This window comes from Peribacillus sp. NPDC096540 (assembly GCF_050278525.1).
GTDB lineage: Bacteria > Bacillota > Bacilli > Bacillales > DSM-1321 > Peribacillus.
Map to the genome: position 1 here is coordinate 34,272 of NZ_JBNNTG010000009.1, position 22,621 is coordinate 56,892.

The 22,621-nt window shown below is 38.2% G+C and carries 19 protein-coding genes and 2 pseudogenes; 5 read left to right on the forward strand and 16 right to left on the reverse strand.

What is annotated here, in order from left to right:
- Positions 1–164 precede the first annotated feature (164 nt).
- From ACQKMR_RS10450 to ACQKMR_RS10500, 11 genes and pseudogenes are all read right to left on the reverse strand, one after another.
- A complete protein-coding gene (locus ACQKMR_RS10450) occupies positions 165–257 on the reverse strand; it encodes a sigma 54-interacting transcriptional regulator (RefSeq protein WP_427697233.1) in 93 nt (30 codons plus the stop codon).
- 49 nt (positions 258–306) lie between these two features.
- Positions 307–438, reverse strand: a pseudogene (locus ACQKMR_RS10455) (D-cysteine desulfhydrase); the annotation flags it as partial.
- A gap of 271 nt (positions 439–709) precedes the next feature.
- Complete coding sequence (locus tag ACQKMR_RS10460; RefSeq protein ID WP_427697234.1) at positions 710–1,867, reverse strand: trans-sulfuration enzyme family protein; 1,158 nt, start codon at positions 1,865–1,867, stop codon at positions 710–712.
- Between the two features lie 617 nt (positions 1,868–2,484).
- Positions 2,485–3,444: a D-2-hydroxyacid dehydrogenase gene (locus ACQKMR_RS10465; protein ID WP_427697235.1), complete on the reverse strand. Its 960-nt coding sequence runs from the start codon at positions 3,442–3,444 to the stop codon at positions 2,485–2,487.
- Between the two features lie 97 nt (positions 3,445–3,541).
- Entirely contained in the window at positions 3,542–4,168 is a 627-nt protein-coding gene (locus ACQKMR_RS10470; RefSeq protein WP_427697236.1) for a fumarylacetoacetate hydrolase family protein, read from the reverse strand.
- A gap of 1,106 nt (positions 4,169–5,274) precedes the next feature.
- On the reverse strand, positions 5,275–6,768 hold the full coding sequence (locus ACQKMR_RS10475; protein ID WP_427697237.1) for an aldehyde dehydrogenase family protein: 1,494 nt from the start codon (positions 6,766–6,768) through the stop codon (positions 5,275–5,277).
- 50 nt (positions 6,769–6,818) lie between these two features.
- Positions 6,819–7,784 (reverse strand): PDR/VanB family oxidoreductase, encoded by a 966-nt coding sequence (locus tag ACQKMR_RS10480; protein ID WP_427697238.1) that lies wholly within the window; start codon positions 7,782–7,784, stop codon positions 6,819–6,821.
- Between the two features lie 5 nt (positions 7,785–7,789).
- Positions 7,790–8,308, reverse strand: coding sequence for a hypothetical protein (locus tag ACQKMR_RS10485; RefSeq protein ID WP_427697239.1), 519 nt, complete (start codon positions 8,306–8,308; stop codon positions 7,790–7,792).
- 16 nt (positions 8,309–8,324) lie between these two features.
- Complete coding sequence (locus tag ACQKMR_RS10490; protein ID WP_427697240.1) at positions 8,325–9,311, reverse strand: heme-dependent oxidative N-demethylase family protein; 987 nt, start codon at positions 9,309–9,311, stop codon at positions 8,325–8,327.
- A 46-nt stretch (positions 9,312–9,357) separates the two neighbouring features.
- On the reverse strand, positions 9,358–10,770 hold the full coding sequence (locus ACQKMR_RS10495; protein WP_427697241.1) for a purine-cytosine permease family protein: 1,413 nt from the start codon (positions 10,768–10,770) through the stop codon (positions 9,358–9,360).
- A gap of 84 nt (positions 10,771–10,854) precedes the next feature.
- Entirely contained in the window at positions 10,855–11,085 is a 231-nt protein-coding gene (locus ACQKMR_RS10500; RefSeq protein ID WP_260287673.1) for a hypothetical protein, read from the reverse strand.
- A 167-nt stretch (positions 11,086–11,252) separates the two neighbouring features.
- Here ACQKMR_RS10500 and ACQKMR_RS10505 point away from each other — a divergent pair, with 167 nt between their 5' ends.
- On the forward strand, positions 11,253–13,085 hold the full coding sequence (locus ACQKMR_RS10505; protein WP_427697242.1) for a sigma-54 interaction domain-containing protein: 1,833 nt from the start codon (positions 11,253–11,255) through the stop codon (positions 13,083–13,085).
- A gap of 315 nt (positions 13,086–13,400) precedes the next feature.
- On the opposite strand, the gene ACQKMR_RS10510 is transcribed toward ACQKMR_RS10505, so the two are convergent.
- The 4 genes and pseudogenes from ACQKMR_RS10510 to ACQKMR_RS10525 form a co-directional block, all read right to left on the reverse strand.
- The gene (locus ACQKMR_RS10510; RefSeq protein ID WP_427697243.1) at positions 13,401–13,646 is read right to left on the reverse strand and encodes an AbrB/MazE/SpoVT family DNA-binding domain-containing protein; all 246 of its coding nucleotides are present in this window, start codon (positions 13,644–13,646) and stop codon (positions 13,401–13,403) included.
- A gap of 148 nt (positions 13,647–13,794) precedes the next feature.
- A complete protein-coding gene (locus ACQKMR_RS10515) occupies positions 13,795–14,766 on the reverse strand; it encodes a glycosyl hydrolase family 18 protein (RefSeq protein ID WP_427697244.1) in 972 nt (323 codons plus the stop codon).
- The gene (locus tag ACQKMR_RS10520) at positions 14,655–15,311 is read right to left on the reverse strand and encodes a LysM peptidoglycan-binding domain-containing protein (protein WP_427697245.1); all 657 of its coding nucleotides are present in this window, start codon (positions 15,309–15,311) and stop codon (positions 14,655–14,657) included. Before ACQKMR_RS10520 ends, ACQKMR_RS10515 begins: the two co-directional genes overlap by 112 nt.
- A gap of 159 nt (positions 15,312–15,470) precedes the next feature.
- A pseudogene (locus ACQKMR_RS10525) lies at positions 15,471–15,844 on the reverse strand (GntP family permease); the annotation flags it as partial.
- Positions 15,845–16,182: 338 nt separating this feature from the next.
- On the opposite strand from ACQKMR_RS10525, the gene ACQKMR_RS10530 reads away from it, so the two are divergent.
- Positions 16,183–16,380: a hypothetical protein gene (locus tag ACQKMR_RS10530; RefSeq protein ID WP_427697246.1), complete on the forward strand. Its 198-nt coding sequence runs from the start codon at positions 16,183–16,185 to the stop codon at positions 16,378–16,380.
- A 49-nt stretch (positions 16,381–16,429) separates the two neighbouring features.
- Here the strand turns inward: ACQKMR_RS10530 and ACQKMR_RS10535 are convergent, their stop codons facing one another.
- On the reverse strand, positions 16,430–16,855 hold the full coding sequence (locus ACQKMR_RS10535; protein WP_427697330.1) for an SMI1/KNR4 family protein: 426 nt from the start codon (positions 16,853–16,855) through the stop codon (positions 16,430–16,432).
- Positions 16,856–17,742: 887 nt separating this feature from the next.
- Between ACQKMR_RS10535 and rocF the strand changes: the two genes are divergently transcribed.
- The 3 genes from rocF (at position 17,743) to ACQKMR_RS10550 (ending at position 22,577) form a co-directional block, all read left to right on the forward strand.
- Complete coding sequence (gene rocF / locus ACQKMR_RS10540; RefSeq protein ID WP_427697247.1) at positions 17,743–18,696, forward strand: arginase; 954 nt, start codon at positions 17,743–17,745, stop codon at positions 18,694–18,696.
- Positions 18,697–19,083: 387 nt separating this feature from the next.
- Positions 19,084–20,520 carry an amino acid permease gene (locus ACQKMR_RS10545; RefSeq protein WP_427697248.1) on the forward strand — a complete coding sequence of 479 codons (1,437 nt, stop codon included), beginning with the start codon at positions 19,084–19,086 and terminating at the stop codon, positions 20,518–20,520.
- A gap of 686 nt (positions 20,521–21,206) precedes the next feature.
- On the forward strand, positions 21,207–22,577 hold the full coding sequence (locus ACQKMR_RS10550) for a LysM peptidoglycan-binding domain-containing protein (protein ID WP_427697249.1): 1,371 nt from the start codon (positions 21,207–21,209) through the stop codon (positions 22,575–22,577).
- Positions 22,578–22,621: the final 44 nt, after the last annotated feature.

Here is a 22,621-nt window from a genome sequence, read left to right on the forward strand (position 1 = left end):
TCATATTGGATTAGCCATTGATCTAATTGTGGATCCATAGTGGACGACTTAAGTTCAAACAATACTTACAAATGAAGTACTGGAGAAAGAAGGGAATGTCGTCCCTCCTCTCCTTCAATAACTTTGTATGCAGCGGGATCACATTGATTCGATAATATAAATCCTCACGGAAAACCGTTTTGAACCATTTCTTCTAAATTGCGATGTTTTGCTGTTATCACACGAACATTTACAGGCAGTGATTTGTTTCCTCCCACTCTTTCAATCTCTTTTTCCTGTAATACCCTATGAAGTTTAGGCTGCAGAGATATAGGATATATGTCCTTCTTCTGTTACCTCTTTCGCTACTTGTTGCATTTCTTTCATCAAGTCTGTCCCATTCGGCACAACCTTGACTTTTTCAGCGCCCAGTAAATGATACAAGAAATAATCCCCATTTTCAATTCCTATCCCCGGCTTGATTACCCCCGCACGACCGGTACACTAAAAGCCTCCCCGATTGCGGAAGAAAATCTTTTGACCGACCCTCGGGGAGGGATACTGCACTGATTCCATCAGATTTCAGGAGCTTCCCTTTTTTCCTTTTTTATACATCACTTGCCTCCTTGCTTCGCTAATCTCTTAAATATGAATATTAATTTGCAATATTCATGCCAGCATTATTATTCCTTTAACCGCAATGAAATTGACAAATCCTCCAGCCGTACCGTTATTCTAATGCCATTTCGAGATCCTTCCATATATCTTCTACATCTTCAATTCCAACCGAAAAACGAACGAGTCCATCATAAAGACCTGCTTTTTCTCTTTCTTCTTTAGGGATTATCGCATGTGTCATCGAAGCTGGATGTTGAATTAATGTACCTACATCTCCTAGGGAAACTGCTAAAGTACTCAGTTTTACAGAATTCATAACTTTAACACCTGTTTCGTATCCCCCCTTCAAGACAAAAGAAATCATTGCTCCAGGACCTTTCATTTGTTTCTCCATGATATTTTTATCTTCAAAACTTGCTAGCCCTGGAAAATAAACCTTCTCTATAGCCTTATGTTTTTCCAAGCGTTCAGCCAAAATTTGTGCATTTTCTTGTGAGCGGTCCATGCGAATGTGCAATGTACGTATCCCTTGAAAGAGAAGCCAGGCATCCATAGGGGCCAAATTTGCTCCCATAGTCTTCTGCACTTCTTTTCTCATCGGATCAATAATTGCCTTGCTGGAAATCACTAGTCCGCCAATAAGATATCCATGACCCGACAAATATTTTGTTGCACTGTGGACAACAATATCAATGCCGCATAGAATAGGATTTTGTAAATATGGGGACAAAAACGTATTATCAACAATAGTCAAGATACCCTTTTGCTTAGCGATCGCCGCTACACTCTTCATATCCACTAAGGAAAGCGTGGGATTAGAAGGAGTTTCAAAGTAGACCACTTTCGTTCTATCTGTAATGTGTGGTTCAAGCTCTTCCCCTGTCTTAAACGGTACAAATGTTACATCAATTCCAAATTTCTTTACCGTTTTGGATAGAAATGCGTGCGTCGCCCCATACAACGCTGTGTGTGCAACAACGTGATCTCCTGCCTGCAAAACACCCAAAAGACAGCCAGTTATGGCAGCCATTCCAGATGAGAAAGCCAAACAACCTTCACCAAATTCCAATGCCGCTACCTTCTCTTCCAGTTCTCTTACATTTGGATTTCCCAGGCGTGAATACATAAATCCTGGATCTTCTCCTGCGAAGCGTTGTGCTCCTACTTCTGCATTATCAAAAACAAATGTTGAAGTCATATAAACAGGGGAGATGTGTGAGCCATGCCCTGGATCTTTATTTACTTTTACTAGCTTTGATGAATAGTTCATTATTATGCCTCCTAATTTTAGTAATCTGAAATGCTGCCGTTTTTATTTCTTCCCCTTAGTTGTATGCAAATCTTTATATGCAAAAATTATGCCAATTCTGTAAACCTTATAAAATCTATAGTTTTAATATTAAAATCCTTTATTTATTTTCACTTTTGGCAAGGTGTACTGCAAAACATAGTAATTATCGAAATTACCAATTTAGCAATATTGATAATATTTTTCTAAAATTGAAAAGAATTTAGCTACCCCTCTAACTTCATGGTATTTCATTTTGCAGACAAGTCACTGTTCCTTCTCCTGCACTACCTAAGAAAAGGAACCATGCTCAAAAAAAAGCTTCCTTAAAGACAGCTCCGATCTTCAGCTAACGCACCTATTACTTGAATAAGAAAAATTGCTTATGTGTTTATTTTCCACCTAAATCTTGGAGTTGTTTTTTTATTTCTTTAAGTTCGGACCTTAAAGCCTTAACTTTTTTAGAATTGTCAATCCCAATACTAATGGCATATTGAACAATAAAAAATAGAATAACTAAACCAACAAAGCCTTAAAAAGACGACATGAAAAAACCGTTTTGAATAAATTGATTCAAAGCCGTTCTTTCATGCTTCTAGTTAATATCCTTGTTTCCGATCTACCAATCCATGTAACGGCTGTTCACTTAAAAATCGCTTTAAATTTCCAATAAAAAAACTGCTTACGCCTTCAATAGTACTCGGTCCTGACAGATGAGAAGTGACATATACATTCGGCATTGTCCAGAAGACATGGTCTTTAGGTAACGGTTCTGTCTCAAAAACATCAAGGATGGCTGTCTGAAGATGTCCTGATTGCATAACAGATATTAAATTCTCTTCATCAATTAATGATCCACGGCCAACATTGATAAGACAAGCTTTTGGTTTCATTGCTAAAAGGAGATCCCTCGTAATAATATGATGTGTGGAATCCGTTAAAGGAAGGGTTAGGACCAAATAATCTAGATCTTTTACAAATTCACTCAATTGATCTGGAGTAAAGTGACAGTCCACTAATGGTGCTTGTTTTCCACTTAAGCTTAATCCATGTACATTCATATCAAACACTCGAGCTTTACGTACAATTTCAGCACCAATCGATCCGAGTCCGGCTACCCCGATTGTTTTCCCCTTCAGAGTTTCAGAAATGAAAGGATCCCATCTCCGTTCCATTTGTGATTGTCTCATACGAGGATTGTCTTTCACTATGTACAAAAGAAACGAAAATACATATTCAGAAATGTAAGTACCAAATTGGTTGACAATTCGGGTTAGTATAATGCTCTCAGGTATAGATTTGTCTCTAATTAAATCATTGACTCCGGCTCCCATTGACTGAAACCAGTGGACAGATGAGGCAATTGGTTTATTTAGTAGTTGTGTGGGGAATTTCCATCCCAAAATAACTTCAGTACCAGGTAAATATTTTTCCACTTCATCCAAAGTTGTAGCTGTCTTTACTGACATAAACCCATCATTGCGAATACTTTCAGCATAAGTCTCAACATCTGTTTGCATAGGGCTGAAGACAAGAATATTAGGTTGGATTATACTCATTAATTCGCTCCTTTTTAATTACAAATACGCCACACAGCGAGATCTAGAATCTCATATTATGATAAATTTAATTAGTTAAAAATATAAGAAAACTGAATTAAGCTAATTTAATAAAACATTCACCGAGAACTTTATTATCCCATACCAATGACAAATGATCTCCGTCCAAAACTGGTCCAACTCCTTCAGGTGTTCCAGTAAAGATTATGTCACCTTCACCCAATCCAAAGTGTAGGGCCGTGAAATCCACGATTGTCTGCAAATCAAAAATCATATTTTTAATATTTCCTTGCTGAACCTTCTCCCCATTTTTAATTAGCATGAAATCTACTTTTTTTATTTCTTCTACTCCCGGAAAAACAACGAATTCACTCACAATAGCCGAATTAGGGAACCCTTTTGCAAGTAACCATGGATGCCTTTTTTTCTTAAGTTCACTTTGAACTTCCCGTAAAGTAAAATCGATCCCAATCCCCATACTTTCTATCACTTCATCTACCTTCATACCTACTTCATGTTGTCTTCCAATCCTTATGACAAGTTCAGTTTCAAAATGGACAGAACCTCGATTGCCAGGCAGGTAAATCTCTTGACCATTTGCTTCCATGTAGGCATGGGTAGGCTTAGAAAATAGAAATGGCGAAGTAGGTACCTCATTATTTAATTCCTTTGCATGTGCTACGTAGTTTCGACCAACGCAATAAATATTTCTAATCTCATTCATGTTCTTTTCCCCTTTCTATAAATGTAGTGTTATAGATTTTAATTCTAAAATGTTACTCTTTAACTAAGTTTCTCGTTAGAAAATAAGAGACCGTGTATGCCGATGTCTTTATTGTAACACACAAAAAAATCTAATAATTATGTGTATTAAAGACTACGAATAAGCGAATAGAAGACATGCATCGTTAAAGTCTTGAGCTCTGGCTACATGTTTGAATTTTGCGATATCGACACCGATAATAAGTGTTTCAGAAGTAATTTAAGAGATTTTTTTATTTTGGTTATACTTCATGTTTGGCCTCCTGGTTTTGATGTATTTGTCCGTTTCGCTGGCGAGCTTTGGGACACTTCCATCATATCAAGAGGTCTTTTTGTTCTCAAATCTCATTTTCATTCATTACAGAAATGCTGCTCCTTTAATTGAAGAAATAAATTGTTTAGATTTCTTTTATCAATCGCCTATCCAAAAAAGGACTACCCCAGCTATAAAAAGAATAGGGAACATAATGATTAATACTCCTATCGCTGCAAATCCACTCCCCTCACTTATTCCATAGAGAGTACCGACTATCCACTATTACAAACATTATAGTTATCCCCCAAATGCTGTACTTCGATTTTTTTGGTTTCTTGATACTTTGAAAAATAGCTATTATTATTCCAATTACTAATAATAATTACTGCGTATGTCATCTCTCATCCTCTTCTCTTAATATAGATTACCATAAATTCCCAATAAGTTGTTGAACTATCCTTCCCCGATAGTTATATAAAGAAGAAGCTGCCTTAAAGACAGCCCTGATCTTCAGCTAAAGCACCTGTTTGTTCATTAAGAAAATCGATTCTTATTAAAGAATCGCGCCCGTTTGTGGAATAAGAAATATTATCTTCTTAATAAGCTTATGTATGATTTTAAACTGGATCTAAAATACATATAGTTGCCCTCAGTTATTAATAAGATTAAGAAATATTAAGAACATCTTTAACTTCCTTTTTGAGGGCTTTAAAAGGTTTCTCGACAATTTGAAAAAAACCTAATCCGTATTTGGATTAGGTTTTTTGGTTTGATTAAATAAAGTTGATTGCTACTTCTCAAAATATATATACTTAATTTGGAAACCAGCCGACCGGCTTTACATCGAGATTAATGTTGATTTGTTTAATTTCTTGGTATTCGTCTAAGCCGTATTTTCCTAAACTGCGTCCGATCCCACTCTGTTTGTAACCGCCCCATGGCGCCTCGACATATGTGGGATGATAATCATTTACCCATGTAATGCCTGCCCGTACTTTCTTGATCACACGAAGTCCTTTAGCCCCATCGTTAGAGAAGACGCCACCTGCAAGACCGTAGTCTGTATCATTTGCAAGTTTAATAGCTTCTTCTTCATCTTTAAACTTTTGGATGACAACAACTGGACCAAAGATTTCCTCTTGTACGATGCGCATGTCAGGTGTTACATCGGTGAAGACAGTCGGTGCAATGAAGAATCCTTTGTCAAGGCCCTCATCAATAAGACGGTAACCGCCTGCTGAAAGTGTTGCACCTTCCTGTTTGCCGATTTCAATATAGTTCAAAATACTATTCATTTGTGCTTCGCTTACAATTGCCCCCATGTGGCTGTCTTCTGCAAGGCCAGGTCCAACTTTGATTTTATTTGCGCGTTCCACATAGCGTTTTACATATTCATCATAAATGCTTTCTTCAACCAGGATGCGGCTACCTGATGAACATACTTGGCCGGCACCGAAGAAGATACCAAATAATCCGTAATCGATAGCTGTCTCTAAATCTGCATCAGCAAAAACGATGTTAGGTGATTTACCGCCAAGCTCAAGGGAAATTTTCTTTAAGTTGCCCGCGGCCGCTTTCATGATAGTGCGGCCAACATCCGTACTTCCCGTAAATGATACAATGTCAACGTCCTTGCTTTCTGCAATGGTTTGACCGACAACAGTGCCGCGGCCCATCACCATATTAGCCACACCTTTAGGGATGCCTACTTCCTCTAGGATTTCAAATAATTTCATTGCTGTTACAGGTGTCACTTCAGCCGGTTTATATACAATTGTGTTACCCGCTGCAAGGGCCGGTGCGATTTTCCAGACACTCATTAGAAGAGGGAAATTCCAAGGTACAATCAAACCGGCTACACCTACTGGCTCACGAACGACCATCGCTTGCACGGGAGCGGGAACTTGATAAGTTTCCCCTTCTGGATGAAGGATCAAACCAGCGTAGTAACGGAAACACGCGGCGGCATCGGCAATATCGAAACCTGCCTCTGCTTTAAGTTTCCCGTTGTCCATTGTTTCGAGAATCGTTAATTCTTCCACACGTTCTTCAATTTTATCCGCGATTTTATATAGGTAGGAAGCTCTCTCCTGTGCCGTCAGTCCTGACCAGATTCCACTTTCAAAAGCTGCTTTCGCAACTGAGATTGCATTTTCTGTATCTTCCTTGGTGGCACGTGGAGCCCTTGCAATGACTTCCTGTGTTGCAGGATTGATTACCGGGATTACTTCATTTGAAGATGAGGACTGCCACTTACCGTCGATGTAATTTTTAAGCTCTATAACTGCCGTTTCTAAAATTGTCATGTTTTTTGCCTCCGATTTTCTTTATTTTTTTGTAAGCCTGTACGGAATCGTTAAAGTTTTAAAACAAGTCTGTCGTCCTTTGCACGTGAGCAGCATGTCAGGATTGACTTACGTGATTGACGGTTTTGTTCGCTAAGAAAGAAATCCCGGTGATCCACTTCACCTTCTGCAACATCTACCTCACAACTTCCGCACCCGCCCACTTTACAAGAATAAGGTGCATCAATTCCTTCCCTTAAAAGCGCTTCAAGCAGTGTTTCGCCTTCATGAACGTGGATGGACCGATCGCTGTCTGTAAGGTTGACAATGAAAGGATCTTGCGGCCCATCATTTTTTGTCGCAAATAATTCAAAGTGGATCGCATGTTCCGGATAACCATAGGAACTGGCGGCTTTTCGATACTCTTGAACCATCTCGATTGGTCCGCAAAAATATACATGCGTGCCAATGCGATGATCCTTCATCGTCTCAGGCATCATTCTGCGTTTGTCTTCTGCCTGCGAAAAATAAAAGGTGCATTGATCAGGATATTTGGCTTTCAACAGATCATAAAAAGCACATAATTCCGGTGTGCGTGCTGCATAATGGAGTTCGAAGGTTTGGCCTTCGGCAGCCATGTCTTCCATCATTGCCAGAAATGGGGTGATGCCGATTCCAGCTGCATAAAAGGCATGATGCTTTGCTCGAAAGCTGAGAGGGAAGTTGTTTTTAGGGAAACTGACTTCCAACCTGGAATCTATCTGTACATGATCATGCCAGAAAGCGGAACCTCCGCGTGACGCCTCATCACGCCGAATGGAAATTGCATATTTTTTACGATCCCTTGGGTTGCTGATAAGGGAGTATTCTCTCTCGAATATCGTATCCCCGGCCGGCATGAATGTGGTCAAATGCGAACCGCCAGTAAAAGCAGGCAATGGGTTTCCGTCAACTGGAATCAATTCGAACTGTTTTACGAATGGAGTTTCTTGAATGATCTTGTTTACTTTCATTTGAATATTTCCTACTACCCGCATGATGATCAGCTCCCTACTTCTTCTTTTCCGATTGGAATGAATGGGTAACCAATATAACCTTCCCGTACTATGGAATAAAAAGGTCCTATTTCTAGACTTGCTCTGCAATGGTCACATTCGGCAATCTCTGCTTCTTCTTCGACTTCCGACACTTCAAAACATTTCATGCAATATACGTACCGCCGTTTAGGCCCTATAATCACCGTCTGGATCTCAGCTTCAGATAGACCAGCTTCCACCCCGAGCGAGAAGATCATAACAGCATTGTTCCATGCAGCCGCAATATAAAATTGGGTGCCCATCTTTTGTGACAAGATGAATCTCTTAATCTCCTCTTTATCCTCCATTCCGTTAATGGAAATACATTCAAAATGCACTGTACCTGCAAGCTCAGATGTGAAACTTTTCGCCTTTTCATATCCGGCTTGATCAGAAATGACGACAAACTTTCTTCGTTCATTCCGAGGAGTAAATTGATTTACGATCGTAATTGATTTATCAAACAATACTGGACTATTGTACAAGGTCCTATCCCCCTACTTATTGTTTATCTTCGATTTTTTGTTTTTCATCAATACGCCTCAAATATTCGACCGATTGCGGAAGAAACGGGGCTATTCCTTTGTATGCAGCCATAGGTTCCGGAATATCCTGCAGTACGCTATATGTTAGATCAAACCACTCCTGGCGCAATGTCAAATCCTCCAGTGGCAGGAACTGCGTATTCAATACGAATAGAATGGCGTTGCTTCGTGGCATGCGATAAAATTTTTGTTCTTCAACACGCAAACGAACAAGTTTACCTGCATTTTCCGGTGTTATCCCAGAACGCTGCGGTCCCCAGACATCCATCGTTTCATAGTTGACATCCCAACGGTCCGCCATCAGGTTCCAGTTGATGCGTGTCCATGGCTTTCCTGGCTCAATGGATAATAAAAACTTACGAACGCGATCTGCCAGTTCATCGCCTTTCCGCGATACAAATGGAACAGGTGCATGGATCTCATCAAAGGACATGCCTTTATTCCAGTTAGCTGAGAAGAGTGCGGCGTATGAAACTTGTCCCACTTCCAAATAGAAATTACTATCGCGATGAACCATTAAAACAAAATCATTGTGGAAATGGCGCCCTACATAATCAAGAGGCTCATTTGGAAGCGTGCTGGCATCGCCATACACGAATGAATCGGATTCCCCGAAAATGTGGTTCTTGAAAGTCCAGTTGTCTCCATCTTTAATGACCTCAAAATGCTCCGGATAGCGATCAGTTGCCATGTCGATGAGCATTTCCAACACTTCCCATTGCATTTCCATTGTGTGTGAAAAGGATTGAAACCTTATATGCGGCTGTTCTTGAAGGAGACGACGCTTCGTTTCCACTTGGAGTCTGTATTCTGGAGTAACTTCAATACAGTTAATGTTTGAGAGTCTTTTCAAATCGTTTGAATAACGATAGTTACCTGAAGTAAATGGAAATGGGAATGTATCTAAATCAGTTGTTTTGAAATCTAAACTTTGTGTAAACATTGAACAATCTCCTCTCGTTCCCTAGATTCTTTAAATTGCGTTTTTTCTATTTAGCTTCCTTTAATTCAACGGATGGACGCTCCATGTCAACTTCAAAACGGAAAATGTATTTCGATGAAACATAGTAGGTGACTAAAGCGACAAAGTATGTTGGAATTCCGGCAGCTGTATGAAGGAAAAAGTCACTTGCTTCAAAAGTCAATGGATTATAAAGTGCCCAGTAAACGATCGTTCCAATGACCACCGTTAGAACTGCCGACGGGTTAAGGCCTTTCCAATAAGTATAAGAGCCCTGTGTGTCATACAAATCCCTTATTGAAATGCGTTGTCGCTTTACAAAAAAGTAATCTGCAACGACAATTCCGCCAAGAACAGCCATAATAAAGGAAATGACAGCAATGAATGAACCAAATGCATCGTAGAACGTCGAGCTTAGAAGTAAGAATATGGTCGGTACGGTTGTACCCATCGCAATCATCCATGACTTTTTCGGGAATACAGTTTTAAAGCTGACAGCTTGTGAGTACATAAGGAAAATGGCTGCACCGACATTCCCAACTGAAAGTAAAATCAAGCCAATGAAGCCGCCCCAACTCCCTGCGATGGAAAACATCCAGTCAGAAGGATTAAGTGAACCAGCGACTAATGCAGCAATGGCCCCAACTAAAGCTGCGATACAAACGATGATTCCATAGCTGTAGAATCCTGCTTTAAATGCTCCTCCTTCTGTTTTAGATAAACGGCTGTATTGGCCAAGGTATGGCAGCCATGAGAAGCCGAGACCGATATTTAATTCCAGGGCTGTCGCGAATGAACGAGAATTCGTTTCAAATGGCTCGGAAGGAAGTATATGAGCGACTTTAGTGAATCCCTGGCCAAACAAGACTATTGCGAGAAGACCAAACATGAGAACCATAAAAACCGGAACGGCTACTGCGGTATATTTTTGAATCGCTATCGGTCCCCTCACCGTTACTAGAAATGCACAAATGAAGAGTAAAATCGAGAAAAACGGCGCTCCAGTTGCTTGGCTTGAGAAAATGGCGGGCATCCCCATCCAATTAGCAGCCTCTGCTAACGCCTGGCCGGACATGAAAAGCGCAATGGAAATGTAGCCGAGAGTTAAAATAAGAAAAACAAAGAAAAAGATATTGGATCCTAGATACCCTAGTGAACTTCGAAACCCTACAAAAGTATCTATGCCATAACGCGCAAAATAAAGGGTAATGGGAACAATCAACAGCAAAGGGAAGGCGTTACCGAATAAAATCGCTGCAAGTGACTGCTTCACATCAAGCATTGTACCTGTGTATCCACCAGTTAACAGCCCAAAAGATGAGAGGCCAATAACAACCTGTACTAAAATTAAATCCCGAAGATTAAAAATCCGGTCACTTTTACTTGCCGGTAAAAAACCAAAGGCCACATCCTTTGAAATGGAGGCATTCTCTTTACTCACACGCTTCTCTCCCAACTATAAAATAATGATTGTATCGCTTGGAAATAAGACTGTCATTGTTTTGGGTGAGCTAAACAAACTACTTTAGACAAGTGTATAGACCAGGTAAAAGATGATTAATATCATGAGAAAAATAGAACCTGTCGCATCCTTCCATTTCATTTTGTCGATTTTCACGGCATCTTCCTGCTCATACGCATTGATCCGCTCATTCAAATCTGAATATAGATTTTTAATAAAGGGATCTTCAGAATTGATATTCTGTTGGAACTGATTCTCTTTATTCAAAATCGCTTCTCCCTCCTTTGCAATCATGCATTTTAGTCCCTTCTCTTTACTTTATAGCAATAACCATGCCAATCAGAAACACTATGCTTACAGGGTTTTCAATAGGAAGAATATTCATTTTTGAAACTATTGAACAATTGTGAAATTTCTGTAATATAAAACTATGAAGTTTAATGAAAGGCAGGTAGACATAAATGGATCACTTCACCTCTGCACTCTTGTCTATTTACGATCAGCTTATTGTGACAGATAATAATGGCACCATACTGAAATCGATTGGAACAGGGAATTCATTATTCCATACAGTCAAATCTGCTAGTGTCGGTGGTTCCATCAAGGATGTTGAACAAGATTTATTTTCTACAAGCTTGGCAGAAGAGGTAATGGGCAAAAATGAAAAAAGATCTTTCATGCAGCCCTCATGGCAGGGTCCAGAGATGCTGATGACGGCGTACCCGATTGAATTTGGGGCATGGGTCTGGGCCTTCAAAGAAATTAAAGACTCTTATCCAGATACATCAATGAGGCAATCGGGGCCTTTGTTGGAATCAAAGAAGCCATCTTTTCCATTTGTGATCCGCAGTAAACCCATGCTTGATGTTCTTCATAAAATGCAAATGGTTTGTGATGTCAGCGCAACAGTCCTTTTATTGGGGGAATCCGGTGTAGGAAAGGAAATAGCCGCCAGGGCCATACATAATATGGGTAACAGAAGCGACGGTCCATTTATACCTGTCAATTGCGGCGCCATCCCGGAAAACCTGATTGAAAGCGAACTGTTTGGGTACGTAGAAGGGGCTTTTACCAGCGCACGGAAAGACGGCGCCAAAGGGAAATTCACACTGGCCCATAAGGGTATCTTATTCTTGGATGAAGTGGGCGAGTTACCGCTTAACGTACAGGTAAAACTGCTTCGCGTCCTTCAGGAACGCGTGGTTTCACCAATAGGAAGTACGACCTCACACCCTGTTGATATTCAAGTGATTGCCGCAACAAATAAATCGCTCGAAAAAATGGTGAAAAAAGGTGAATTTCGAGAAGACTTATATTATCGTCTTCATGTCGTACCTATCCATCTTCCGCCGCTTAGGAATCGTGTAGATGAAATCCCTCACCTGGTTCAATTTTTTTTACAAAAGTACAATACACTGTACAATCGAAATGTAGCCTTCACCCCGGATGCAATCGACTTGCTATGTATCTATCAATGGCCCGGTAACGTGCGCGAACTTGAAAATACAGTTGAGAGGCTTGTGATTACAAGCGGAATACCGGAAGTGGATGTTGCTTTGGTTAAAGAGGTCCTCCCTTTTAAAGGGCCCAAACCCACTTCACTACCTGTTATCGATTTTCTAATGCCTTTGCAAGAAGCAGTCGAACTTGTGGAGGAACAACTGATCAACATGGCAATGGAACAATACAAATCATTAAAACTAGCGGCAAAGGTATTGGAAGTCAGCCAGCCGACGATGAGTAGGAAATATAAAAAATTACGTAATAAAATTGAAGAGGCACGCTTTTCACCAGTGAATAAACGGGCCATTTTAGAAGAACAAATAAATAAACGGCTTCGTTCCATTGCCGTTGTAACCGCAGCAATCATTCCTGCTGAAGAGGTTATCAGTCTACAAAAAAATATGAACCGGTCAAATTCCTATTCGCAGAAATTGAAACAAAAGCTTACCTTGATTCAAGAGAAGGAAGGCGTAATTGAATGGGTCTTTATATTTAGCATGACGGAGGATGGACGTCTGATACACCTCGTTGCAGACAAAGGCTTTGTAATTGAACCGAGGGAAGAATATGTCGGTCCGCCAGAAATGGTGAATGTTGCTTACCAGGCGTTTAATGGTAAAGCAGGTGTTACTCCCATATACGAAGATAGGTATGGTGAGTGGAAAACAAGCTTTGCGCCAATTATTGATGATGACGGCAATATCGTAGCTATTGTCGGATGTGATTACAGCAAAGCCTATATTAATTCGGAAATGCAACGTCTCCGTAAGCAACTCAATATACATATTTGAATTTAGGACGCAGTCATGTCGGGATTAATTCAAACTGGTTGGATGCTATAGCGAAAAAAGAAAAGCTGATTAAAGGAGCCGTCTTGACCGGGCTTTTGTAGTCAGCTTTTTCGTTATTAACATTACATATACATTATTAAAGTTATAAAGGAAATTAAGAGAGGTCTTAACAGTTTGTCTGGGTCTGCTCACTGCAGAATCAAGGAGACCGGGATCTTTTACTCCGATTGATTCAGTAGGAGAATAAACTTTTATTGAATGGCATCTAGAGCAATAATTTGATTAGTGGAAAGATAGATAATATCCAACGTCATATTATCTATCCACCAATCCCTTGAATGCTTCGTCATGTCCTTTAATAAAGTTTGAAAATATTTCCATAGATTCCACATCTACACCTTTAGGTAATTTCACATTTTTATTTTTCCTTAAAATGATTTCTTTACCCTTGAACTCAACCTCTAATTCGTCTCCAAAAGCTAAACTTGCAGTTTTCAACATTTCAACTGGAAACGTAATACCCAAGCTATTGGCGACTTTAGTTAATTTCCTAATGGCCATTATTCATTCCTCCTTCAAATTGTTTATACTACTTTTATTTGAAATCTGTTATTTTTATTTACAAAAAAAGCTTGCAGATTTAGACCCTAAAAGGGACCTTATTCTACAAGCTGAACAACCTCCATTATCCGAAGATTGTTCTGTTAAACTATTGATTAAAATGATATACATCCCAAATGTCAGGGGTTTCTGATCCAAGGTACCAAGCAGATACACCGCCTAAATGATTTTGTTTTACCAGGTCAATACGGAGCTTCATCGATTTTTTATCTTCTATCCATATTTGATGCTTCTCCCCTTTGGAAGTATACTCCACGTAATTTTGTTGAGTCTTTTTATCCCATACCTTTTTTAGTTTATGAGATGAAATGATTTTGTTGACCTCAGCCATGGTACGGTCATGACTTTTCACTTTTTTGGTCGATAAATCGGTTACCCATTCTCTCGTATAAAATGGTACAGCCAATATGATCTTATGGGCAGGTACTTCTTTCATTAAAAGCTTCGTTCCTTCTTTGATCCAAGGTAACGAGGAAACGGACCCGGCTACTGGGCTCCCTCCCCAATGCTCGTCATAACCCATTATGATGATGTAGTCTGCTATTTTGCCAAGTGCTTTCCTATCCAGACTTTTTGACCAAAAAGGGTCTTCATTTTCTCGGGTGACATCCACAGATACTTTAATTCCATACGGTTTTAAGGCTTTTTTTAGTTCGCCTATGAAAAGTACAAAGTCCTTCTTGTTTTTTGGATCGATGTTTTCAAAATCTACATTTATTCCATCACTATTTGTTTGAACAAGTGAATCTCGTAAAGCTGAAACTAATTTCTTACGTTTTTCTGTACTACCTAGTATAGAACCAGTTAAAACAGGGTCAAATTTATTACCAATTAGGGGCCAAACTTGTTTTCCTTGTTTATGAGCGTTTTGGACGAATTTTGCATCGACAGAAACGGAAACGAAATTACCAGAATCCGTCAGCGTATAGGAACGAGGAGAAACTACATTTAAATTGGGTTGTTTAATTTGTTTGGTGTAGTTTTCTTTCGATCCATTATGCGTCCAGCCCATGACGATGGGTTTTTGCGCCTTTTTTGAAGGTGGGATTTCTTTATCCATCCCTTTTTACCGTCAAGTAATTGAACCTGGTAATAATACTCCGGAATCTTCAATTTTTGGTCAACTTTAAGGGTAACTGTACGTAAGTTGTTTAATTTCGTCAAATCACCTGTGGTTACCCCATATTTAGTAGAAATCTTCCACAATGTATCTCCTGATACAACCTTATGTATCTTATATTTTTGGGGAATCTTCAGTTTTTGGCCAACTTTAATTTTGGAAGACGTTAATTTGTTTTCCTTCTGTAATTCACTTACTGAAATCCCATATTGATTTGCTACTTTCCACAATGTGTTACCAGACTTTACTGTATGTATAATAGGCCTTGTAGAATCTCCAACGACAGAAGAAATGACTGGAAACTCCTCGCCTTTTTTTAAGGTCTTTAGTATAGTAGAACTTAATTTTGGAGAACTAAAAACCTTTGTATTGTTTACTTTAACAGAACCTATGTAATGGGTATCACTTGATGCTTTACCACTGCTTGGAAAGAGACATATACTAAGAAGGCTTAACATAATAAGACAGCCAAAGAATTTTTTCACTATGATTCTATTCTCCTCAAATTTTGATAATTTTAACTTTACTAGTTTACTATGTAGAATAGCTATAAAATAGAGGTACTTTGTGGAAAAGTTATTTCTTACACCCCTCCTATTTACTTAATAATTTCCCTATTCAAATAGATGAAAATATATCGCCAGCTCAGTAGTAGTAGCCATTTCCTCCTGAGCATCTTTTAAATCAAGATAGCCCTCACCTGCTTTTTGCAGTTTACGTCGACGGTTTCTAAATAAATCATACTAGTAGCAAGTAGAAAGATTCCACCAATTATTCATTTAATCGGAGCAGCATAAATATCTGTTTAAAGAGGTGGGAATAAAATTTTAAATCTGTGGAGAACCCGGTAAAGAATCCATCGTAAGGTAGCTCCTAGTGTAATTGTAGCTGGTATAGGTCGTTTAGGGATATTGGCCTCTCTAAATAACTGAGCTTTAAATGGAAAGACTGCAAATGCTACTACAAATATACTGACGCCACTATTAGTTAATATCCCACACATTAACACAGTTGCTAATCAAGCCCCAGCGTTCCTCATGATTTGCAGAATTCTAGTTAAAAGAAGATCCTGCCTTCTATGCAGTTGCTTTCAGCAGTCATACAGGTCTTGGGCTTGGCTTCTTTGAATGGGTTACGGCATGCCTGCATGATGAGTAAGCTTACAATCTTCTTCTTCGAATAGAGCTTGGGGTATTGGAGACTTTTCTAATTATTTGTTTTTTCACTCTTTCTACTAAATAAGTATTATGTTGAAAGAGTGAGTTTTAAATATTTGTCCCCTCTTTTTCAAAATGTGACACAAAAGTGATGTCTTTCCATGATATGCTTTTAATAAATAATTAAGGAGCTGCAAACATGATTAGAATATATGCTGTCATTTTACTTGCTGGCTTATTGTTGATTGGTTGTTCTTCTCAAACGAATGTAAAGACATCAAAAGAAAATATATCAAAAGAAGAATCTGAACTAAACGATCCCGCAGACTCTTTTATTTACGAAACAAACAAAACTAAACATAAGCAAACAGTGATACTTGAAATCGAATCGAAATAATATTAAAAAGAGCGACTGCATTTAATTAGCAATCGCTCTTTTTAATTACTTACCTGGTCCTATAGTAGTTTTCAGCTGTGTAAATAGGCCAGCTCCAAAACGCTTCACCTTGTGAAATAATGTAGCGGTCTAAAAAGATTTCAAAATTAAGACTTAGAGATGAAAGTTCTGTAAACTCCAAAATATTAAGGTAATTTGGAGCCCCACCCTTTAGTTTTTCAATATCTAATACTAGATAACAATCTTCCAATAGGTGTGCGATAGGAATCCCATGTTCACTTATATATTCAACTTCTTGAGTTTCTTTTATGTCATCTATACTAAATAAATGAAGACCGCCCCCTATGTTAACACCGTCGTCATTGACTGATTCATATATTCTTGCCCCATTATGGAGTGTCAAGAACGCCTTGTAGTCTTCAGGAAGCTTGATATCGTGATCACTTTCAAACATTTCAACTTCAGTTGTCTTTATTGGAACGTTAAAAGAACACGAAACGCTATAGACTTCCCCTTCCTCTGCTACTGACTTCGGCTTTTAACCCTCTAATTGTAGTAGGTCATTCAAGTCTAAACCAGTCGTAGAATTCATCCCATACAGGTTTTTTAGCTAAAAATGTACCATTTTTCAAAATTTCCTCTATTTAAAATATCGAATCTTCAATTAACTGTTTTTCTTTTAATTGCTTTGTTCATAAATGCAGAGTACCAAAAAACATTTTATTTTACTTGTCCAACGATTCGATAGATCCTGAATACTATCATTCGTTTGGCTACGATCCATTGTTTCAATGTGTTTATTATTATTTTTCTGCATAAAAACCTCCTAGTACATTACCTAAATCGATAAACAAGACACTCAATGTTTTAGATGAGATATATGTAGTGAAATATGATTATTTTAACTAAGTGAAATGAAGAATCAGAATAATATACTATTAGAGATTTTTATTAGCTGAAGAAAACTGTCTACCAAATATATTCAATATGAATATATAAAATTCTTCCTTGGCTTATTTAAGTAACCTCTCGAATCCCTTAAGGTATATAGCTTTTCTCAAGGTATTCCTAACGAAAGGAATCAATCAACAAGTCTAATTTGAAAGAACAGCCACCTCTCATTTTTGAGGTTTAACCTCTTTAGCATTTTGAAGATGCACTAATTTAAAACACTGTTTTTAAACATAACATATCCCCTCGTTAAAATCCGTTTGACATACATCCTGGACTGTCAATAGGTATTTTTTACCGTGAAATTTTCTCTATTCTCAATCGTATAAATATTCAAAAAAATGTCGAGTTGAGTCATCTGCCATTTTACCCTTATACTAGGGAAGAAAAATTGAAGGGGGAGAATTTTACATGAAGAAGGAAATTTCAATTATTGGTGTTCCAATGGATCTTGGTCAAACTAGAAGAGGAGTAGATATGGGTCCAAGTGCTATCAGATATGCAGGATTGAGTGAAAGACTTGAAAACATTGGCTATACTGTCCATGATGAAGGTGACATTAAAGTAGAGATACGAGAGAGAGCACAAAGTGATACAGATACTAATTTAAAGAATCTACAGGATGTAGCAGAAGGCAATGAAAAATTGAGTCAAAAAGTTGCTGAAGTCATTCAATCAAATCGATTTCCTTTAGTTTTAGGTGGAGATCACAGTATAGCTATCGGAACATTATCTGGTTTAGCAAAGCATTCTGAGAACTTAGGGGTAATTTGGTATGATGCGCATGGCGATTTAAACACAGCCGAAACTTCTCCGTCAGGAAATATACATGGTATGTCTCTAGCGGTAAGTTTGGGACTTGGCCACCCTGCACTGACTAACATCGGTGGATATACGCCAAAAATCAAACCAGAGAATATTGTCATTATTGGTGCCCGTTCCTTGGACCAAGGTGAGAAAGAGTTAATTAGAGAAAAGGGTATTAAAGTATATACAATGCATGAGATTGATAGATTGGGAATGACAAGAGTAATGGATGAATCGATTGCCTATCTTAAAGAACGTACGGATCTTGTACATTTATCCCTTGACCTTGATGGTCTTGATCCAGACGATGCACCGGGGGTTGGCACGCCAGTAATGGGAGGTATTAGTTACCGTGAGAGCCATCTTGCCATGGAAATGCTAGCTGAAGCTAATATCATTACATCTGCAGAGTTTGTAGAGATAAATCCTATATTGGACGAGCATAATAAAACAGCCGAAGTTGCAGTCGCATTAATGGGCTCATTGCTTGGAGAAAAATTACTTTATGGAGCGGAAGATCACCTTATCACTCATAATTTACTTGCTGATGTTAAATAGTCGAACTTTTTTGAGATAGCTGTTATTGATAGAAAGATAGAAATATGGAGAGATATTTTTAAAAAGATAGTCCATTGAAAAAAGCCCATATTGTCATCAGGGGGCTTCTTCCCCATTGACGGATGGCCCTCGTGAATAATTTATATCCACAGTTTCAGACCTTTGGCATCCTTTTCTTTATTAAGGGCGTCATCGAAATTAGTTTTGCATTGTTACCTATGTTAACTCCTGTTTCTCTACATGCAGAAGCAATCTCTTATTCGAGGGATAATATCACCTAAGATTGAAATCATTGCATAAAACTTGTGAATGGAGAAACAAAAATTCCCTAAAAACGTCCTAACATAAATGAAACCGTTTGCACCCATCAGGTAAAGGAGTTTTTCAATGAAAACAGTAGAAAATCAACCAAATGAATTAAAACGGAGCATGAAAGCAAGACATTTATTTATGATTTCAATAGGAGGATGTATTGGTACGGGCTTTTTCATTGGTTCAGGCTACACCATTCATGAAGCAGGGGCCATTGGTGCTATTCTCTCTTACATAGTTGGCGGTTTTATCATGTATTTAACAATGCTTTGCCTAGGTGAACTATCAGTTGCCATGCCTGTTTCCGGTTCGTTTCAGACATATGCGACAAAATTCATCGGTCCTGGAACCGGATTTGCCATTGGATGGCTTTACTGGTTGGGTTGGGCAGTTACTGTTGCCTTAGAGTTTTTGGCAGCAGGACAACTCATGCAAAGATGGTTTCCTGAATCACCCGTTTGGATGTGGTGTGCAATCTTTGCTTTTCTCATATTTTTACTAAACGCTTTATCAGCAAAGGCATTTGGCGAATCGGAGTTTGTGTTTTCAAGCATTAAAGTATTGGCCATTATTCTTTTTATCGTAGTTGGCGGTGCTGCTATGTTTGGTATTATTGATATGAAAGGCGGACAAGAGGCACCGTTTTTCTCCAACTTTTTCAATGATGGCCTCTTTCCAAATGGGGTATCTGCCCTACTTATTACGATGATTACAGTAAACTTTTCATTCCAGGGCACAGAGTTAATCGGAATTGCCGCTGGAGAAAGTGAAAACCCAGAAAAAGTCATACCAAAATCTATTAAACAAACCGTTTGGCGTACCCTTTTCTTCTTTGTGTTATCCGTCGTTGTACTCTCAGCGCTGATTCCAAGGGAAAAAGCAGGAATCGTTGAAAGTCCATTCGTAGTTGTACTAGATAGTATTGGGGTCCCATATGCGGCTGACATTATGAACTTTATCATTCTTACGGCTCTGTTGTCAGTTGCCAACTCTGGCCTTTATGCGGCGACACGTATGCTGTACTCGCTTTCTAGAGAAGAAATGGCAAGTCCGAAGCTTGGAATGGTAAATAAGAGAGGGATTCCACTAAATGCATTACTTATCACACTTGCAATAGCAGGGTTGTCTTTACTATCAAGTGTAGTAGCTGCAAAAACAGTGTTTGTCTTTCTTCTCTCCCTAGCAGGATTAGGAGCTCAAATTGGCTGGATTGCCATTTCGGCTTCCCTTCTTGCATTTAGAAGAACATATATCCGTCAGGGTGGAAAGGTAGAAAATTTAAAATTCAAAGTACCTCTTTATCCATTCATTCCTATTCTTGCCTTACTAGCAAACTGCATCGTTATGATTAGTTTAGCATTTGTTCCTGAGCAGAGAATGGCCCTTTATTGCGGCGGAGCGTTTTTCCTTGGTTGTTATGCCGTTTATCACTTAAAGGTGAAGAAAACCAAGCAAGTAAATACACCTCAACAGGAAGTGCAATTAAATTCCGATAAAAAAATGGTCATCTAATCTTGTCCGGATTGTCTAGAGAAGATAGTAAAGTAATGAAAAGCAAGCTTTGATACATAAGATTGCTTTTCATACTGGGCATTCTATAAAATAAATGCGATAGTATTTTTACACTAGATCCTTTCCCCTCTCTAATTACGAAGAGATGGCTACATAATAAACTTGAATATCAGCAGATACTATAATAATGGAAGCAAAACGTGCATATTTTCGTGCACGTTTTGCATTTGAAGGAAAACTTATAGACGGCCGCCATTGCTAATACTACCAAATCAATAAATAATTTCTTCGATGTGCCATCTTCCTCTCTTTTTGAGCATTCAAATCACCTTACTAGTTCCCCTCAGATTTTATAATCCCAAGACTCTATACCTAGTCCCTCTTTTACCAAAAGTGAAGCCCTCTATTTACTTTTTAAAAGATATTATTTTCAACTTTCTTTCTAAAACCCTTCAACAAGATCTATCACTATCGAAAATTATTATATTGTATTAAAAGAAGAAACCCATCAATACACACCAATTGTTCTGAATCATGACACTCTGCAACATAATTGTAACATTAGAAATTTTTTTGTATATTTTGAAACACTTTTTTATTAAAATTGTCATGGTTTTTATATATTTCATAGCCCTATAATATAAATGTTAAATATTTTTTTACCACATCAGGAGGAACTTTCCTAAATGAAGAATTCGAAAAACTCTTTTATTCTCGCGGGAACTATTATAGGTACCCTATTTGCCAGCACTTCTGCTTATGCTAGTTCTTATCAAGTTAAATCAGGTGACACCCTAGATGAAATTTCTAAAGCAAATAATACAACTGTCCAAAAATTAAAATCTGAAAACAAGTTGACTAGTAATCTTATTTTGCCAGGACAAGTTTTAAAGATTAATGAATTCAACTATACGAATAAAAGTACTGATACAAAGGAAATATATGTAGTTAAACTTGGGGATTCCTTATCTACAATTGCTAAAAGATATAATCTTTCTCTTAGTGCATTAATTAAATTAAACCCTGATATTTCTAATTCAGATCGTATTCATATTGGCCAATCTATCCGTGTATCTGGAAAAGCCTCTACATCTAGTTCAACGGCAAGAAACAGTAGTTCGAGTGATACATATAAAGTCAAATCAGGTGACACCCTAGACAAAATTGCTAAAGCACATAATACGACTGTCCAAAAATTAAAATCTAAAAACAATTTGACTAGTAATCTTATTTTGCCAGGACAAGTTTTGAACATTAATATATCCACTAAGTCTACGAGCAAAAGTATAGTTACAACAGAAAAACATGTGGTTAAACTTGGGGATTCTTTATCTACAATTGCTAAAAGATATAATCTTTCTCTTAGTGCATTAATTAAATTAAACCCTGATATTTCTAATTCAGATCGTATTCGTATTGGCCAATCTATCCGTGTATCTGGACAAGCCTCTACATCTAGTTCAACGGCCAGCAAAAGTAGCTCAAGTAACACCTATAAAGTCAAATCAGGTGACACCTTAGACAAAATTGCTAAAGCACATAAAACAACGGTAAATTCTTTACTTTCTTTAAACCCAAGCATTTCAAATGCAAATAATATTCATATTGGTCAGTCTATTAAACTTTCTGGAAAAGCTACATCATCTATAGCTAAAAAACAGTCCATATCAACTAATTCAGCCCAAGCAGATAAAATTTTAGCTTCTGGTGCGAAATATTTAGGCGCTAAGTATGTTTATGGTGCAAGCACATCACGTACTGACATATTTGATTGCTCTTCATTCACATTGAAAGCATTCCAAGCTGTAGGTATTTCCTTACCTCGAACTTCATCGGCTCAATCTCAGGTTGGGAAACCTGTATCTTCGAACACCCTGCAAAAAGGAGATTTAGTATTTTTTGATACTAATAAAGATGGAGTAATTAATCACGTAGGAATTTATGCCGGTAACGGTCAAATGCTTAATGCTTCAACATCTAATGGTGTATCTTATGCAAATATTAACAGTTCTTACTGGGAACCTCGCTTTGTAAAAGCAGTTCGTGTTCTTAACTAAATTCATATGTAACAATAAATAATTGTTAGCTACACTAAGTCCCC

Bases quoted from the DNA above. Each gene is read 5' to 3' on its own strand.
- ACQKMR_RS10470 (WP_427697236.1), bottom strand. From the start codon at position 4,168: ATGAATGAGATTAGAAATATTTATTGCGTTGGTCGAAACTACGTAGCA.
- ACQKMR_RS10480 (WP_427697238.1), bottom strand. From the start codon at position 7,784: ATGCGGGTAGTAGGAAATATTCAAATGAAAGTAAACAAGATCATTCAA.
- ACQKMR_RS10500 (WP_260287673.1), bottom strand. From the start codon at position 11,085: ATGATTGCAAAGGAGGGAGAAGCGATTTTGAATAAAGAGAATCAGTTC.
- ACQKMR_RS10475 (WP_427697237.1), bottom strand. From the start codon at position 6,768: ATGACAATTTTAGAAACGGCAGTTATAGAGCTTAAAAATTACATCGAC.
- ACQKMR_RS10545 (WP_427697248.1), top strand. From the start codon at position 19,084: ATGAAAACAGTAGAAAATCAACCAAATGAATTAAAACGGAGCATGAAA.
- ACQKMR_RS10490 (WP_427697240.1), bottom strand. From the start codon at position 9,311: ATGTTTACACAAAGTTTAGATTTCAAAACAACTGATTTAGATACATTC.
- ACQKMR_RS10505 (WP_427697242.1), top strand. From the start codon at position 11,253: ATGGATCACTTCACCTCTGCACTCTTGTCTATTTACGATCAGCTTATT.
- ACQKMR_RS10530 (WP_427697246.1), top strand. From the start codon at position 16,183: ATGATTAGAATATATGCTGTCATTTTACTTGCTGGCTTATTGTTGATT.
- ACQKMR_RS10515 (WP_427697244.1), bottom strand. From the start codon at position 14,766: ATGGATAAAGAAATCCCACCTTCAAAAAAGGCGCAAAAACCCATCGTC.
- ACQKMR_RS10550 (WP_427697249.1), top strand. From the start codon at position 21,207: ATGAAGAATTCGAAAAACTCTTTTATTCTCGCGGGAACTATTATAGGT.
- ACQKMR_RS10460 (WP_427697234.1), bottom strand. From the start codon at position 1,867: ATGAACTATTCATCAAAGCTAGTAAAAGTAAATAAAGATCCAGGGCAT.
- rocF (WP_427697247.1), top strand. From the start codon at position 17,743: ATGAAGAAGGAAATTTCAATTATTGGTGTTCCAATGGATCTTGGTCAA.
- ACQKMR_RS10510 (WP_427697243.1), bottom strand. From the start codon at position 13,646: ATGGCCATTAGGAAATTAACTAAAGTCGCCAATAGCTTGGGTATTACG.
- ACQKMR_RS10465 (WP_427697235.1), bottom strand. From the start codon at position 3,444: ATGAGTATAATCCAACCTAATATTCTTGTCTTCAGCCCTATGCAAACA.